This is a genomic window from Flavobacterium sp. AC267 (genome assembly GCF_979258715.1).
Genome location: NZ_OZ409875.1, coordinates 2,325,696 through 2,342,730 on the forward strand (window position 1 = coordinate 2,325,696; position 17,035 = coordinate 2,342,730).

General features: G+C 38.9%; 14 protein-coding genes and 3 pseudogenes. 2 read left to right on the top strand and 15 right to left on the bottom strand.

The window, feature by feature from the left end:
- Positions 1–77: 77 nt before the first annotated feature.
- The 5 genes from ACZZ95_RS12095 to ACZZ95_RS12115 form a co-directional block, all read right to left on the bottom strand.
- Positions 78–605: a hypothetical protein gene (locus ACZZ95_RS12095; RefSeq protein WP_463469219.1), complete on the bottom strand. Its 528-nt coding sequence runs from the start codon at positions 603–605 to the stop codon at positions 78–80.
- Between the two features lie 902 nt (positions 606–1,507).
- Positions 1,508–3,436: a BbrUII/HgiDII family restriction enzyme gene (locus ACZZ95_RS12100; RefSeq protein WP_463469220.1), complete on the bottom strand. Its 1,929-nt coding sequence runs from the start codon at positions 3,434–3,436 to the stop codon at positions 1,508–1,510.
- Between the two features lie 43 nt (positions 3,437–3,479).
- The gene (locus tag ACZZ95_RS12105) at positions 3,480–4,526 is read right to left on the bottom strand and encodes a DNA cytosine methyltransferase (protein ID WP_463469221.1); all 1,047 of its coding nucleotides are present in this window, start codon (positions 4,524–4,526) and stop codon (positions 3,480–3,482) included.
- A gap of 455 nt (positions 4,527–4,981) precedes the next feature.
- Entirely contained in the window at positions 4,982–5,599 is a 618-nt protein-coding gene (locus ACZZ95_RS12110) for a hypothetical protein (protein WP_463469222.1), read from the bottom strand.
- A gap of 168 nt (positions 5,600–5,767) precedes the next feature.
- Positions 5,768–6,793, bottom strand: a complete 1,026-nt coding sequence (locus tag ACZZ95_RS12115) for a DUF4365 domain-containing protein (protein WP_463469223.1) — start codon at positions 6,791–6,793, stop codon at positions 5,768–5,770.
- Positions 6,794–6,938: 145 nt separating this feature from the next.
- On the opposite strand from ACZZ95_RS12115, the gene ACZZ95_RS12120 reads away from it, so the two are divergent.
- Positions 6,939–7,403: a hypothetical protein gene (locus ACZZ95_RS12120; RefSeq protein ID WP_463469224.1), complete on the top strand. Its 465-nt coding sequence runs from the start codon at positions 6,939–6,941 to the stop codon at positions 7,401–7,403.
- 71 nt (positions 7,404–7,474) lie between these two features.
- Positions 7,475–7,864, top strand: coding sequence for a hypothetical protein (locus tag ACZZ95_RS12125; RefSeq protein ID WP_463469225.1), 390 nt, complete (start codon positions 7,475–7,477; stop codon positions 7,862–7,864).
- Between the two features lie 387 nt (positions 7,865–8,251).
- Here ACZZ95_RS12125 and ACZZ95_RS12130 read toward each other — a convergent pair whose 3' ends face one another.
- The 10 genes and pseudogenes from ACZZ95_RS12130 to ACZZ95_RS12175 form a co-directional block, all read right to left on the bottom strand.
- Positions 8,252–8,566, bottom strand: coding sequence for a hypothetical protein (locus tag ACZZ95_RS12130; RefSeq protein WP_463469226.1), 315 nt, complete (start codon positions 8,564–8,566; stop codon positions 8,252–8,254).
- A 10-nt stretch (positions 8,567–8,576) separates the two neighbouring features.
- Positions 8,577–8,924 carry an SOS response-associated peptidase family protein gene (locus ACZZ95_RS12135; RefSeq protein WP_463471667.1) on the bottom strand — a complete coding sequence of 116 codons (348 nt, stop codon included), beginning with the start codon at positions 8,922–8,924 and terminating at the stop codon, positions 8,577–8,579.
- Positions 8,925–10,088: 1,164 nt separating this feature from the next.
- Positions 10,089–10,898 (bottom strand): helix-hairpin-helix domain-containing protein, encoded by an 810-nt coding sequence (locus tag ACZZ95_RS12140; protein ID WP_463469227.1) that lies wholly within the window; start codon positions 10,896–10,898, stop codon positions 10,089–10,091.
- 56 nt (positions 10,899–10,954) lie between these two features.
- Positions 10,955–12,343, bottom strand: a complete 1,389-nt coding sequence (locus ACZZ95_RS12145; protein ID WP_463469228.1) for a DNA polymerase III subunit alpha — start codon at positions 12,341–12,343, stop codon at positions 10,955–10,957.
- A gap of 221 nt (positions 12,344–12,564) precedes the next feature.
- A pseudogene (gene dinB, locus ACZZ95_RS12150) lies at positions 12,565–13,747 on the bottom strand (DNA polymerase IV).
- Positions 13,748–13,916: 169 nt separating this feature from the next.
- On the bottom strand, positions 13,917–14,156 hold the full coding sequence (locus tag ACZZ95_RS12155) for a DUF6965 family protein (RefSeq protein WP_463469229.1): 240 nt from the start codon (positions 14,154–14,156) through the stop codon (positions 13,917–13,919).
- 58 nt (positions 14,157–14,214) lie between these two features.
- Positions 14,215–14,684, bottom strand: a pseudogene (locus ACZZ95_RS12160) (JAB domain-containing protein).
- A gap of 272 nt (positions 14,685–14,956) precedes the next feature.
- A pseudogene (locus ACZZ95_RS12165) lies at positions 14,957–16,272 on the bottom strand (PcfJ domain-containing protein).
- Positions 16,269–16,646 (bottom strand): Cas9 inhibitor AcrIIA9 family protein, encoded by a 378-nt coding sequence (locus ACZZ95_RS12170; protein WP_463469230.1) that lies wholly within the window; start codon positions 16,644–16,646, stop codon positions 16,269–16,271. The pseudogene ACZZ95_RS12165 and the gene ACZZ95_RS12170 overlap by 4 nt, the downstream one beginning before the upstream one ends.
- 26 nt (positions 16,647–16,672) lie before the next feature.
- Positions 16,673–17,032, bottom strand: coding sequence for a DUF7222 domain-containing protein (locus ACZZ95_RS12175; protein ID WP_463469231.1), 360 nt, complete (start codon positions 17,030–17,032; stop codon positions 16,673–16,675).
- Positions 17,033–17,035 lie beyond the last annotated feature (3 nt).

Below are 17,035 nucleotides of genomic sequence, written 5' to 3' on the forward strand. Positions count from 1 at the left end.
TTACCGTCTTAGTAAATTACTTAATAAGTAAAAAGTAGAAGTAAGTATAATTTTTTTACTTTAACGAGATTTTGATTTTACGTAATTGAAGCGGAACGTGCAAAGTAATTTATTGGAAAGTGTTTGTTAAAACCCATGTATGGAGTATCATTACTTGATACGTAATCTATCATGTGGCAATAACTTTTTTTTCTGTTAGTTGTCATTGAATCATAATAATGAGGAGAAATAAAGCAATTTTCAGCACTATTCATTATATGATAACTGAGAAATTTTTCTCTCTGCAATTCAAATTTAATATCATCAAGTTCATCTAAATATTTTTTTTTCCATTTGGTTCTTCTGGAAATCGTCGCCAAAATCACTACAGATCTATCTGAAAAAGGAATTACGGTAGTGATGATATTTGAATAGATATAATTAGGGTCTGTACTTATGTTAATTGCTTTACCTGAAAATATATATGGTGGAGTTGTCACTGCCGCACAAGCTACTGGTATTTTATGCGGAAACTCATAAGCCAAATATTCTAGTCCATCGAAAATAGAATTTTCAATCCAGTAGTCTAACATTTCTTTTGGCTTTTTTAAATCTTCAAGCGCCATTGAAACATATTTTTTAAGCTGCTGAAGTTTAAAATTTCCGTGAAGTTCAAGTAATAATTTAATAGTTTCAGGGTCTTCACTTTCATATAATTTTAGTTCTTCATGTTTGCGATGGTAAGAATGTGCAAAAGATCTATAAGAATGTAAAAAACAATGTTCGTCGTTATTAATATCTGTAATCTCTGGGTTATTCTCAATTTTTGAGAATAGGTTTGTATCATGAAATTCGCAAAATCCGAAAAAAGTAGATGCAGACCTTTCTGCCGATTGGTTTTAAATCTAAAAAATCATCCTGTTTATTATGAATTCTCTCAGTATGTGCATAAAGAAATGCATTACCAGCTACTGTTTTCTCGAGTTGTATTAAAGCGCCCTGCCTTTGCAGACTATGTGCACTTTTTATAGGCGCAATGCACTCGTCTTTTATGTGATGAAAGCAATCTTTTATAGTAGCACTATTTGATAATTTTGCATTCAAGATGCTGAATTTTTTTTTGAATTTCATTGAATTCTATATTATCCATAATGTTAATTTTAAAATTGAATTCAGCAGTATTAAAATATTAATTTTCTCAATAAGCTATAAAAACGTAAATATAACTGGTGGCTTTGCCACCAGTAGAAAGCTATTTTTTCTTTTAGCTTTTATAGTAACTCCAAACATATTTATTGAAATTTTACTATATCTATTGGCGACAAGTACCAGAATAATCATAGTTACACAAAATGTAACGCACATAAATCCTTCTATCATTTTTCTTTTCTAGATTATTTTTGCTCAAAAAAAGTGGTTGCATTTTTTTGATTATGGATTATATAAAAAACTCTAAGATTAAAAATCTTTCGGCAACAGTTTTTTAAATTATTTATATTCTAAAGGGATAGAGAACTGTGTTCTTTAATTATAACTTATCAAGCAATGCTCTAATTTTACCTACTTCTTTGTTTTTTTCGAGATAATCAGAATAACTAGCCTGTGCATGACTTATTAATTGGTCATAAGTAATTACACGTGCGTTGGTGGAACTTAATTTACGATTTGTTTCGTTGATATCTTCAAGAGCATCTTTACCAACTACGCATATTGATTCTATCGCTGGATTTGATTCACCTGATGCTTGAAGACATTTACGAAGTGCTCTTTCGTATTTGTCTACTTGATCCATCAAAGTACCGGTTGTGATTTTATAACCAGCAACATATCTTTTTAACTCTATAATAATATGCTTATTAGTTGCATTTCTGTAGCGAATATCAATTCTCCCTTTCTTTTCTTCTTCAGTTAATTTAGTTGTAATTTTTCCAAATTCATCAGTCACTGATCTTTCAATATGTTCAGTGCCTTCTGTTGCTCGATCCCAAGAAGGATCAAGTAACCACAAATTATCGAAAAGATCTGCTTGCAGTATTTTTTCTTTGTCATTGTCAGACACACTTTTTATAAGCTTATTAATCACTGCAATTCTTTGGCTAGCAATGTCATAATATAATGTGGCTTCAATATCTTGCATTTCAGAAAAAATGTTGCCGAAGAGGCTTATATTGTTCCCATCTAAGTTTTCAATTTCTGATAATTTTTCTGCAACTCGTAAGCGCTCAAACGCTAAAATTCCAAACTTGTAGACCTCTTTTTTCTTAGCAATGTCTTTGTCAAAATGAAGATTTTCAATAGTTGCAAACAAAGTTTTAGCATGTTTTTGGCTGTCGCCTTTTTGTAGCTTGTACCAATCATTTAATTCTGGAATCTGTGCAATTGCCTTGCTTGTAGAATTTTCTAATCTCAAACTTGACCATTTAGCCTGAATTACTTTTAAAAGGGTGTGGATATGAGCACGTAATTTCTCAAATCTCTCATCATTTTCATTGAACTGTTGTCTATTGGAAGTTGCAATATCCTTATCATTATCGTTGTCAAGAAAATCTGCATGTAACTCACCAATTAAGTAGCTTGCATAAAGGCCTCCCTCATTATAAAAGGACAATATATCTTCTTGTGCTAATTTACCTCTTGTGAATATTGTGATTTTATTGTTATTATCAGCACCATCGCGTAAATCACTGGGTTTATCAACACTCGCAATCCAACCACTTATACTGTATTGAGTACTGTCAATAGTTCCATTTAGAGATGGCTGAAACTTAATGTTTGTATATTTACTTAAAATTGTTTTATCAAAATTCCCTACGGGCCACAGGAATTCAAGTTTTCTATAAAACTGCCTATCATCTATAGTGAGAGGGACAGAATTTATAATAATATTAAATGGATGCTTGGATTGTAATAAAACGAAACGATTTGCTAAGCGAGGTCGCAAGTATGATTCAGTACGAGCAATATCCCTTGGAAAATCTGATATTATAATTTTAGTTCCGTGTGTAGACCCAAAATTAATAAATGGTATTTCCTCAGGGTTATATTTACCTCCGTTTTGTTTTATTTGTCTTTCCAGTTCCGTCTTGTCTAATTTAAGAGCATTTCCGGTACCTCCTTCTGAAATAGAGTGAATTTCAATGGTATTAGCAATTGATAATAGGGACAATTTTCCAATCCCTTTACGACCCATTACTGGCCGTTTAAAGTTTTTTGATAATTGTTCGCCATTCTCTCTTTTTTGGTAACCAACCATCAGAAATTTAGAATTGATTTCTTCCAAAGACATTCCATTGCCATCGTCTAAAATCATTATCTTGTCGCTCTCTTGTGAGATAGTTATATTGACATTAATTGCATCTGCATCGTAACTATTTGCAATTACCTCTGATAGAACAGCAGGAGTATTACTGTATAAATTTAAACCTAAATGATTTAAAACATTTAGGTTTAATGTCATCGTGAATTTTTTTTCCATAATAACTCTGTGAAGAAGCTAATTTTTAGTTATCGTAAATTTCAAGGTGTCTTTTAATTGATTGGGCAATTACTTGACCTAATCTTGCGGGCACAGCATTACCAATATGTCTGCAGACGCTCACTGTTGACATAGGTGTTTCGGGATCGTAAAATTGGTAATCTTCTGGAAATGATTGAAGTATAGCGACTTCTCTCATTGTAATAGCTCTGTGCTGTTCTGGATGACCAAAGCGTCCATTTCCAATTCCGATACATTGCGTAGTAAGTGTTGGAGCAACATCATCCCATTTCATTCTGCCGTAGACGTCTCGAAAGGTTCTGCCACTTGCTTTTTTATGACATTCAAGTAATAGTTCTGGTTTCCAATCATGCCATCCACCGCCATGTGGAGTAGCCATAATCCTTTTTTTATTTATTGGAGACAACTTTCTAGTACGGTGTAAAATGTCACTTTTGTGAGAGACTCCATCTTTAACTGGTGGCAAATGACTTATTGCTTGTCTAACTGTAACATAATTATCTTTATGGGTAGGTTCTATTATTTGTATGTCAGCAAATTTTGATGCAAACAAGACCAAGCGATTACGTCTTTGAGGAACTCCATAATCTTGCGCAGAAACTACGCTATAAGTGACATGATAGTCTAATTTTTTTAGATTTGTTACAAAATCATTAAACACAGTTCCGTTATTATACTTTAATAAATTTGGAACGTTTTCCATTGAAATAATATCTGGTTTTACATCATTTATTATTCTACTAAAACTATAGAGAAGTTTCCATTTATCATTGGTCTCTTTGTTCTTTGAATATGTTGAGAATGCCTGGCAAGGTGCGCGACCTACCAAGATTTTGAGCGATTTGGCAGGATATAATTCTGCAATATTATCAGAATGCATTGTTATTAAATTCTCATGCAAAAAAGTAGAATCGTTATTTTTTTCAAAGGCATACTTGCATGTATTGTCAAAGTCAATTCCGGCTATAACATTAAAACCTTCAGTTTTAAATCCGTGAGTTAATCCACCCACGCCGCAAAATAGGTCTACGATATTGTAAGTTTTTTCCATCTAAATTTTTAAATAATTTTTTAATCTGCTCATGGACAAAAATACGTAAGAAGTGGTCAAAAAAATAGTACATTACGAATTTATGTTTAAATTTCTTTAAATTGTTATTTTTCAGTTATTTTTTTTGCTGATTGTCAATTTTAATTGCTCGCAAAAATGTTATTAGAGTCTCGCGACTGAAGAAATTGGGCTTTCTGCATCTTAATTATTACAAGAGAATGACAATAAAAACGGAAGATGAAAAAAATTGCTTGGGTTAATATTAGTTTTTTTTGCTTTCAATTTTTCCCTGATCTGATGAAGATTTTCATAAATAAGTTTTGAAATGTATTTATGGTATTTTAAAGATTTGTTTTTTAGTCTTCTGCATGTATTAACCAACAATAAAAATGAATCTGCATTTGCAAAAAAATACTTTTTAAATCAATCTATCGCCACTTTTTTTGATTTCCCATTTAGTCTATTGTGGGATGTATGGAAAAGTCAAGTTCAATAAAGTCTTTTATAGACCATAACGTCTTATAATTCATTTCTTTCTCGCTTAGAATTCGGTAAGGGTCAAAACCTTTTTCTACTGCTGAGTCTTGAAGGCTGTTCATGAGCAAGGTGTATTTTTCTACAAAATTCTCGTGTGCAGTTCCGTTGTTAAAAATGGTTTCATATTCTTTTTTCAACCCCTGAAATCCATGTGAATCAATGTCTCGCAAAATTTTATCCTTAGTCTGATTGGCTTCTTCATATTTTTCTGAAAAATGCTGGATCTGGAATTTTAGAATCATGCTAGAAATCATATTTTCAATGTAGTCATTTGTCTTGTATAATTGGGAGAGCTGGTCGAGTGAACCGCACAGTTTTTCCAGCATCTGGACCATTAAGCCGTTAACTGGTTCATGCAAGTCGAAATTTCTTTTGTTCCAGCATCCCAAATAATGAATATGAATTGCCTTTTCATAATTCCATTCTATGGATACCAATGTTAGATATGCTCCTCCCATATGATAGCCGCATTTGTCGGCATATGCTTGCAATTGCATTAAGCCGATCCAAGAATTTCCTTTCAAGTCAGCCGCCATTCCAGATATGCCCTGCTTTTAAATGGCCTTTCTGCACGTCCTATAAAAAATGTAAAATTCATCGCAAGATCATGCAAAAGAATTGAGGACTCGGCTTCTATAATCTTATTATATGCGACAATGCGCACAAATGCGCTTTTTTCATTTTCAATAATCTTCTTCATTGTATCATAGTACTGTCCGATGGTCGCAGACTGGCTGTGCTCTGTTTAATGAGAGCGTTTCATAAGCTTTTTCAATCTGAAAAAATGATCCGGCATCCACTAGACTATTTATCTTTTCCATCTGAAAATCAAAGTCGTCTTTGGTTATCATATCTAGCAGATATCTTGCGCTTAAAATAGTATGTTCAATTATTGCCTTACCCTGAGGGTCAAATTCGGCAGAAAGCTTCTTTGCATCATTGAGCAGTTCAAGTGCTTTGAAAAGATTTCCTCTCTGATAATATGCAATTCCGCAAAAAAGATAAAACCGCGACGTTGCGCTATCCCTCGGCCAGCTTCTTTTCTCTACTTCAATTACTGTATTGAAACGGTTATTATTTACCAGATCGGCGCCGAATTGATCAATAAATTCGATGTTTTGTGCAACGCTGTAGACCTCAAGGTCTGCATCAATAATTAATCGATCTGAACCATTCCGTTTTTCAAGTGGTTTAATAAATTGATTGATGTGCTTTAGAGTATCACCATGTGCAAAGGTTTCATCATAAATATGCTGAATTGCTTGCTGGTCAAGTCTTTTGGTGAAATAAATTTTGTGCGTCTTCTGCTTATGCCATTCGGGATTCTGGTTTAGGAGCCGCAAAACGAAATTCTTTACATTATCATAGAAAAAAGCTTTTGTGGGATGGTGGTAAAAGATATAATAGGCAGGCATCGGATTATTGAGCAGGTAATTGATATTTGAAGTGGTTAGCCGCAAGCCATATCTACCATCAACTGACTGCTGAATTGTATTGGATGCCTTTAACTGGATAGCGCAATGATAGTTGGTGTATCCCGATCCTCCAGAAGCAAGCTCTTTTTTAAGCTCTATATGAAAATCAATTCCCTTGTCCCTTTCTTTTTCGGCCCTGATTTGAAATTTTTCAACAGGGAACAGCGATAGGAGATGATATTCAGAAATTGTTTCAAGGTTCTCGTTAGGGTTTACTTTGGGAAGATCTTCATCTTCAAAACTGCTGTACACCATAATAAATAGGTTTAAACAGTAAAGTTAAATAAAATGGCAGTTGGTTTTGTGAAGGTGTATGGGAAATTTCTGAGAACATCAAGTTATATTAAAATGCAATTGAAAATTTAGCTATTTTTATAAATAACTTTAAATGCACTAACATATGAATGTTGATTATCAGGATCGTAATATCTTTGAAGTGGATTACATCTACCGAATACAGACTTTTGAAAAGTATCTGGCAGAGCCGACAGCTTCGCAGGAGCATTATGCAAACTATAAAGCCGGTCTTATACCCAATATCTTTTATGGTAATAATCTGCCTGAAGTTCTAACTCTGTTCGGAAAAGAGTTTCTTGAGGTTAAATCAGGACTCGAAAGGTATGAAATGGATAACAATAATGATTTTCCCATGCTCAAATCATATGTAAATACCGAAAGAGATTTGCGTAAAATATTTGATGAGAGTCAGCTTAAGGATTATACAGCATTGCTGGAACGATCTTTTGATAATCAGAAGCTGGATGCAAAAGCTGCCGCAGTAAGCAGGTTTTTCCTTCCAACGCCTATTTTGAAAAGTTATATATTTCAGGTGGAGAAGTTATTTGGAGAGGGCATTCTGGACTGACGTTGGTAATTTCTTGATATACAAAGTTAATATGGATGGTTGAGTTTGGATAACTAAATATTTTATTCTTTATGGAACCTCATTTTGAAGATCTTGCGTTAACGATCAGGGCCGGTAATATGGATGTGCCTTTTGGTCTAAAGGATGAAATTTTGTTTTTGACGGTTCGTTCCCATTTAGTAGAATTACTTTGCGAGAAGACTGAAATTGTCTTCTTTGGGATCGCTCCTGACAACACTGCCGATGGACACGATGAGCCGCTTCAAAATGGCATTTTCTTCCGCATTATCGGTTATGAAAAGAATTTAGGAATCAATTTGGAAAATTCCGTAGAAGAAATTCTATGTGCTTTCCATTATTTGGTTGAAAATTTCGAACCGAGATGGACTACCATCTTCGTGGAAGAGGGGAGAGCCAAAAAAGAGGTAACAATTGAACTTCTGTATCAGGAGGTATTTTGAAAATCTAATTTTAGGAGTTGAAAAATTATTTAAAAATTCGACGAGAATAACAAGAACTAAAGCAGATTTTAAATTGCTTGATAAATTTGAAGTTTAGGAAATGTCGTCAATGAAATAATCAATACATGTTTCGATAGTAACAGCATTAGTTGCTAAAATATGATGTTTTCATGTGTCCAGTCTTCAATGAGCCATATCTAATTAGAATACGTAGGTTGAATAGTTAGTTAGTTAGTTTCTTTAAATCCATCATGAAGCAGGTTTTAATACAGTATTTATCTTCGAAATAATGATTTTATAAATTGGCTGATTCGGCAAAACCATCGTATGAAAAGGTATTTCTGGTCGCATTCCGGAACAGGATCGATATAAGTAACTGAAATCTTTTCAATATAGTCTTCGATTGCCGATCCGGTCATTTTGTTGATTTCTTCTCTTTTCTGCTCGCACCATTTCCTCAATCCGCTCCTCAGTTAATATTGTTCCAGCTTCAGCGGATGTACTTCGGATTAATTCTCGTATAAAATCTCTTTCTTCAGCAATACATTGTGTTATGTGGTTTCCGTATTCCTGTTCCGGATCGAAAAAATCATCAGGGTCATTATATTGTATGAATTCTGTCTTAGAATACAGCTTCTGCATAAATCTATTAAGCAGATCTTCAGTGCTCATGCCATTGAAATAATCGATATCCTGTTTCATAAAGCTGGTATTAATTTGACGGAAGTGCAATTAAGTTTCCTTCATAGGGATAGGCAAATTCTTGAATCTTTACGGATTGGTCCAGCCATGCCGTTTCATCCTGCTTTTTAAGCATTATAGGCATCCTGTGTTTATGGTTGTGCACATAATCCATTATTTTATTGGCCTTAGTGGTCACCATGGTGTAGGTGTTTTTAATCTCATCCGTTACCGGATCCGTCCATGTTGAGTACAAGCCTGCAAAGGTGAAGATTTCATCATCCTGCGAATTGATCTGGTATTTGTCCTTACTTTTTCCTTTTTCGTCATTCCAGTGCCATTCGTAATAGGCCGAAGCAATTATAAGGCGACTGGTTATGGGTTATATTATTGAATGACGCTTTCTCGTCAATGGTTTCAATGCGGGCATTGAGGGTGTTTTTTCTAAACTCAATGTCTTTTGCCCAGGAAGGCAAGACAGTCCCCAGGTATAATCCGTTGTGATAAGATGCGGAGAGGAATTGAGTATCACAGGGATATTAGGATGGGAAAACCCATTTATGAAATCCGACTGCAGATAGGTTTCCTCGTTGTCGAGTTCTGCATTAAATCGTCTTTTAAGATCTTCTATTGAAGCATTCTGCTGGGTATAATAACACATAATTTTCCGTTTTAAGGCTGTTTAAAAAATGTCTTATCCTGCTATTAATATACTCTTTTATGGGCTTTTTTCTTTTTCATACAGCTTAAGTTTGACAAAACGCATCTTATGGAACCATATTCAATAGATATTAAAGGCATTGAAAGACTTATAAAAGAAAAGGAGCAAACGAAAACAAAAGCTTAGGAAAAGAAACAGCAGAAAACTGATGTACTGAATGCTTGTTTTTCTATTTCTTTTTTTGCTTCTCTATCAAATTTAATTCATTCTTAGGACATTGCATAAATAAATTTTCAAAATTTCATTCTGTGGCGCAGCAGATTAATTTCGTGCTCCTGCGGATAAGGCTGTCTGTGGGTGCTCGCTGACATCCTGTTTGATATTGTCGTCGCGTGGTATATCTTTTTTCCGAGTCCGAATATCTGGGATCAGGGATAAAAGGCATTTTCGCCATTCTGGAAATGGTGATCGTCGGGAAATGATAGTCAATTTCAACGGTCCCTAGAAGCAGATAACATCCGCCTCCCTGAAATGGATTCTGAACCAGACTGTCCGGGAAATGCGCCGTATCAAAATAGGCTCCTTCATGATCGATCCATGTCCCAAAATACATATTGCCCCTTTTGGTCGGCACCTGTTTGGTCGAGATCAGGTAAGCCAGCATGCGGACCTGTTTTTTATGGTATTTCAGAAGATCACGCACCATTACATCTCCGCGGTGTCTGGTCTGCAAGCAGATCAAAAACGGTGCATGATACGGGGAAATTCAAAAGCTCGATTTCATCAAAAGCATCCTCAAATACCGAGCGCTCCAGAACCGGCAACTTGAATTCTTTTGCGGGTCGCTCAATGAGCATTAGCCCGCGGTTTTCCGGCTTGAAATTATTCATCAGAAGGCTTACCTGCACCAGCGACCTGATTTTTAGTTTTTCCGGTAAAGCGGAAAGCGCCGATAAAAATAAGCACCTTTATATTCTCAATGCCCATGGGAACCCTGTTTATGAAATCCTCCAGTGATTTATAAACGCCGTTTCTTTCGCGTTCAAAAGCGATGAACTGCGAGAGCTTGGAATCCAGGCCCTGCAGGTGCATAAAACCCAGATAGATATCGCCGCCGTAAAGAGCAGTCTCATACCCGCTTTTATTCACGCAGGGAGTATGGATAACAGCGCCGGCCATTCTGGCTTCGTGCACATAGATTTCAGTTCTGTAAAACCCTCCCTGATTATTGATCACAGCTACCATAAATTCAACAGGGTAGTGCACTTTCAAATAAAGGCTCTGGTAGCTTTCCACGGCGTAGGATGCAGAGTGCGCCTTGCAGAACGAATAGCCTGCAAAGGATTCGATCTGGCGGTATATTTCCTGGCTCAATGCTTCGGGATGCCCTTTTGCAGCGACTGAAACAAAGAAATCGTCCTTTACTTTCTGCAAAGCGGCTTTTGAACGTCCCTTGCCCGACATGGCACGCCTTAGGATATCTCCGTCGGCGGCAGAAAGTCCGCCGTAATGCAGTGCAATTTTGATTACGTCTTCCTGATACACCATAATCCCGTAGGTTTCTCCGAGCTCTTTTTCAAAGACCGGATGAAAATATTCAAATTTTGACGGGTTGTTATGGCGGAAGATATATTCCTTCATCATTCCCGACTGGGCCACACCCGGGCGGATGATTGAGGATGCCGCTGACAAGTGTCTTGTAATTATCACATTTCAGACGGCGCAAAAGGTCGCGCATAGCGGGGCTTTCAATATAAAAGCGACCTGATTGTCCTTCCTTCTGCCAGAAATTTGTTGGCTGACTGCTCGTTTTTTGATAATGAGGTATCCCGAATATTGATTCGAAGGCCTCTGTTTTTCTCAATTAGTTTTACCGTATCATCAATATGGCCAATCCCTCTCTGGCTGAGGATGTCAAATTTTTCAAATCCGATATCTTCAGCGGTGTGCATGTCAAAGAGCACGATAGGAAATCCTTTCGGAGGCATTTCCAGTGGCGTGTAATTGGTCAGCGGTTCTTCCGAGATCAGGATTCCGCAGGAATGCATGCCGCGCATGTTAGGATATTTCTCGAGCATCATGCCGTATTCCTGAACCAGCTTGACTATGGAGTTGGTCTGGTGGAGCTTCATTGGATTTTTTGCCAGCATGTCAAGCTCGTCTTTCGGCAGACCGAAAACCTTGCCGACTTCGCGGAAAATCGAGCGGTATTTGAATTCTACATTGGTGCCGCAGAAAGCTACATTCTCATAACCGTAGCGGTCGAATATGTATTTTAAGATTACATCACGCTCTTTCCAGCTCCAGTCGATATCAAAATCGGGAGGGCTTTTACGGTTTTCGTTTAGGAACCGCTCGAAATACAGGTCAAGCTCTAGGGGACAGATGTCTGTTATGCCCAGACAATAGGCAATAATGCTGTTGGCGCCCGATCCCCTTCCGATATGAAGAAAACCCCGGCTGTTGCTGTAGCGTATGATATCCCAGGTAATGAGAAAATAACCGCTGAATTCAAGGTCATTTATCACTTTAAGCTCTTTTTTCACACGTGCTTTTGCCTCTGCATTATGTCTTCCGTACCGCCATACCAGACCTTCTTCAGCAAGGGTGGTTAAAAGGGCAATGTCTCCTTTTTTGTTTTTGGTATAATGCTTTTTGTTTTTAGGACTCTCGAAATCATACTGGAAATTGCAGTGCTCGATGATGCATCGGGTATTCTGGATGATCTGTGGATAATCATTATACAGCCCGATAAGTTCAGCTTCGGGCATCATCATATCCGATTTTCTGCAGCAGTCGTCAGGTCCGAGTTTGGATAAAAGCTCGTTGAGGTCAACGGCGCGAAGGATCCTGTGCAGGTTGTATTCCCTTTTGGTGCGGAATACCACAGGTCGCAGGATAACCATTTTGGAAATCTTCTTTTTAAGTTCTGGCATAAAAAGCCTGCCGAGCTGGTCAGGTTCAATGCCGATAAATTCATTTTCGCCGAGCTGTGCAGGCGCATTTTCCAGCGTATAGATAAAATAAACTGATTCAAATTTCGGAGCTTTTTCCGGCAGAGGATTTCCGCTGAAATTATGATCGGTCAGAAAGCGGTTCATCTGGGCAAGCCCTGCGGCATTTTGGGCAAGTCCCATATAACGCAATTTGTGCCTGCATCGGAATTCTATACCGACAAGCGGTTTTATGCCTGAGGCTTCACAGCCTTTTATAAAATCATAAATCCCAGTTACGGTATTAATGTCGGTCAAGGTCTGCCGCCGTGACACCGCACTGCGGCTGCCTGTTTTATCAGATCATCCAGCGGAATAGTGCCGTAGCGCAAGGAATGATAGGAGTGGCAGTTAAGAAACATGATTTATTTTTTACGTTTTAAAATTTCGTCTTTATTGTTGGGTTTGAAAGATGCGCCGGCGCATCTCATCACGGCATCAAAGCCGTAACGGGTCTTCATTCTGTCCATAGCCTGATAAAGTGAAAGCATTTCCTGGGTATCATTGAAAAGGTCGATCTGGTAGGTTCCCCTGACAAGGCCGCTGAAGCGCACTCCGATCAGGCGCGACCTCATGCGGCGCTGGTAGAGCTTGGTAAAGAGATCTGTCACTGTCTGGGTCAGAAGATGATCCGCTGAGGTGTACTGGACTCTGGACTGTTTGGTTTCGGTATCAAAATTGGCATACCTGATTTTGACGGTCACCGTTGAGGTGAGCCACTGCTCAGCTCGCGACTGATAGGCCAGTTTCTCCACCATGCCCTGAAGGATCCTGTTTAATTTTAATACATCAATGGTGTCCTGGGAAAAGGTATGTTCGGTTGAAATTGATTTTCTTTCCGTATAAGGCTCTACAGGATTGTTGTCAATTCCATTGGCTTTTTTCCAGAGTTCGGTTCCGTTTTTGCCGATCATCTGCTCGCAGGGATTCGGCAGGCATTTCAGAGAGTGTGCGGATGGTGCGGATGCCGATGCGGGAAAGAAGCTCAAAGGTTTTCTGGCCGACCATCGGGATTTTACGGATGGAGAGCGGATTTAAAAATGACTGCACCAGATGCTCGGGTATTTCAAGGTTCTGTTTCTGTTTGCCTTCCCCTGTGCCGATTTTTGAAACGGTTTTGTTCACCGAAAGCGCAAAGGTGAGGGGAAGGCCTGTTTCTTTGGTAATGCGCTGGGCGAGCTCATCGGTCCATTTGTAGTCGCCATAGAATTTATCCATGCCAGTGATATCCAGATAAAATTCATCGATGCTGGCTTTTTCCACTACGGGCGCTTTTTCCTGGATGATTTCTGTAATGTCGTGAGAAAGCCTGGAATAGAGTTCCATGTCGCCTTTCATAATTTTTGCCTGAGGGCAGAGCTTCATGGCCATATGGATCGGCATGGCCGAGCGCACGCCGAATTTTCTGGCTTCATAAGAGCACGAAGCCACGACGCCTCTCTCACCGCCTCCAATGATAAGCGGTATGCCGTTAAGGTCAGAATTTGTGAGTCTTTCGCAGGATACGAAAAACGTGTTCATGTCGATGTGTACAATAGCCCGGCTCATAATCTTAATCATTTTATACAGATCAAAATTAGTACAGACAGCGACAATTTTTAAAAATAAAATGTTCTAAATAATAACAAAAATAAAAAAGCCTTATTTTTCGGGGCATAAAAAAAGCACCCAAATCGGTGCTTTTTTGCTTTATTAAGAATTTACGGAAGGATCAGAATTATTCTGAAGCAGGTTCTTCGCCGATCGGCTGGCCTGCTGTTTTCTTCATCAGAATGTAAAAATCCCTTAAATGCCACCATGCCGGGCAGCGGTCTATCGGGCCGTTAAAATTTCTGATGGTGGTATAACAGCTTTTCAGGAAAACCTGAGTGTCGGTAATCTTCGCCCATTGGGTCCACGCAACTTCCTTCGGCGACGGATTGTTCTCAAAATATCGTTTTATTTCTTCATGATTCATAGGGCAAAATTACTTAAAAAACCAGAACAGCACAAGGGCATGAAAGATGAAAACGCCCTTAAAGGGCGCCTTCATCTGCAAAAGAGTAATAGGTTTCGGGAGTTACAATCAGATGGTCAAGCAACGGAATATCCAGCAGTTTTCCTGCTTCTCGGATTTTTCGGGTCATATTTTTGTCAGCCTCGGAAGGGACTGTTTTTCCTGATGGATGGTTGTGGGTGATGATGATCCCGACGGCGCAGCTTTCAGGGTCGCCGCGAAAAGCAGGCGCATATCCACCACAGTTCCCGAGATGCCTCCTGAGGAAACCTCGTAGATTCCCAGAACCCTGTTGGACTGGCTGAGCGCAAGCACTTTGAACTGCTCAAAGAATTCTATTTTGCCGGGATCCCAGCTGTCAAGCAGTATGCGGTAAGCATCTCTGGAAGAAGTGATACACGGTCTTTCAGTGCTTTTTACTTTGGTTTTATAGATCAGTTCGATTTCTGATACTTTCTGCCAGTCTGTGTTTTGATGTTGATTTTTCATAATTGCTGTAGTTTTAAGATTAATTACAGCACCGCTGAGCGGGCAGGGACGAGCGAACGCAGAAAGCAACGCAATAAAGCAGGAGCGCGACCCTGCATTTATGGGGGAATTTTTTGCGGAGAACCGAAGGACGTGCCCGAACTTTGTGGTGAAATTGACTTAACATTCCACAATAGCCCCTAAGCCGGGACTGCCTCTTGCACCTTAAAGTGTCTGCGCGCGCAAAAAAAAATACCGCAGTGTAAAATCTGCGGTATCAATAGTAAAATGGTTTAAGCAGGTGCAGTCTGCTTTTTTCGTTTCTTCAACCGTCCGGCAATCTCAGGCAGGTTTTTATTTATAATCCTAAGAATCCTGCTGTGATATTTAGTGGCTTTATTGCGGAGTCCCCTGCACTGGATAATTTCCATTCTCGAAAGGGACACTTCAATGGTTTCTACAGGTCTGTTTTCAATCTGCGCCGAGAGTATCAGGGAATCTTTCTTTTTATAATATTCATTGGTAAATACGCAGTGGTGGAGCGTGTCGCCCTCATAGAGAAAATCCTGCACACGGTCAAGCACTTTTATGGTAAGGTCATTATCGGTAAAAGAAAGTCCGAAGAAATGTTTTTTATCATTTTCATAAATCGGCTCTGCTTTCTGTATTTCTGCACGCAACTGCGCAAGATGCTTTCTGCGTTGCAACTCCCTTTTTTGACAACAAGCCTGTCATGAGCCTGGTCTAAATTTTCGGGGCAGACAAGCGCAGGGGAGCTGAGGTCTTTTTTAAACCATCGGAGCAGGGCAATATAATCCTCCCAAATTTTTATGTCCTGAATCTGATAACGCTGTTTAAGGCAGGTTTTTACTGCCTGCCAGTTTTCATGCAGATGCTGTTCATGGGAGGTGAGATAATGATTGAGCAGAGAGGTCTGCGAACTTTTTAAAAGGGTTTCTGCAACGGGGTCTTTTAAAAGAGCGGTAAAGAGTATCTGCGGTGCAATGCCGTGCACGGAAGACTTAAAACCATTTCTTTTCAAAAGCGGAATCACTTTCATGTGCGGATAAACCTTGTAGGGATTTATGCGGTATTTTGGCGAGTTCTGAAAATCCTTTGGACGGATTTCCAAAGAGGAATAGTACTGCCATGCATCATAGGCATTGGAAAAAACATTGGTGCTTCTTGAGATGGTGCGCACTTCCCCTTTTGGATTTATCCAATGCCGCATGACTTCGGTATGGGAATAGGCAGGAAGAACATTTTTTTTCATGTTCTTGTGCGAGCAGATGATGCGCACCACCTGATACCCAGAGCAGGTATCGGTGAGGGCGAAATATTCGATTTCTTTGAAATGCACCTGATTGTGCTGATGCATTTTAAGTTTGCCCTGACAGGAGGCGCATTTGATAAACTTCTGGCAGGACTGGCTTTGGCTGTCGGGCTTCCACGAATGGGTGCATTCCAGACAATGGAATTTTCCCCTTGAGAGCACCGCCCATTTCAGGAAAATATTTTTTTCCGCCCACTTTTGCATCTGCGCTGTGATTGGGGCTAGGGTGGTGCTTAAGGCGCTGATTTCTTTTTCTATAACTGTTTTGGGTATCATAAGTCAAAGAGTGTTAGGGTTTGTACAGGCTTCACGGGTTGCACTTTTTCTATTTTTGGAACTGTGCTTTGAGATACTGCGGGAGCAGTTGAGAACAAATCAGGTTTGGCAGGGGAACTTACTGCTACTCTGCATTGAACAGGGGCAGGCGTTCCAATCGTGTCGTCTGTGTAATACCTGACAGCCATGTCAAAGATTTCCTGATTGTCAAAAGCGCATTCCCCTGTTTTTTTGACCTCGCCGAAAATGTAATGGAAACAGCTTTCAAGGCTTTTGCTTTCTTTTTTAAAGTCAGCAGAAAACAGGGCATCGTTCTGCGCTTTTTCGCTTAGGTAGCTTTCTATGGCGGTTTTAAATTTATCTGATGTTTTCATAAAGGAAGATTTAAGATTGAAAAGCGTTATTCAAAACTGTTTCTGTAGATGTCAAAACAGTATTCTTCAAAGCAGAGCCAGCATACAAAGGTGTAATGGGGCAGTCGGTGGCGGTTTTTGACAGATTCGCCAAGGGAATCTTCAATTTCGTATCGGATATTTTCCAAATCATCCAAATGCTGTATATAGAATTTCCTGCAGTCCGAGTTGTAGACAAACTCTGAAATCATCCCGCAGATGCATCCATTTTTCTGCAGGTCTTCCAAGAAAGATTTTAACTGCTCTTTTTTTGTCCCGTCATAAGATTCCATAGTGGAGAGGACTATTTTTTTGAACTGGGCAGATACGGGATATTCAATGTAAACTGATTTTTCAAAGGCTTTCATGGC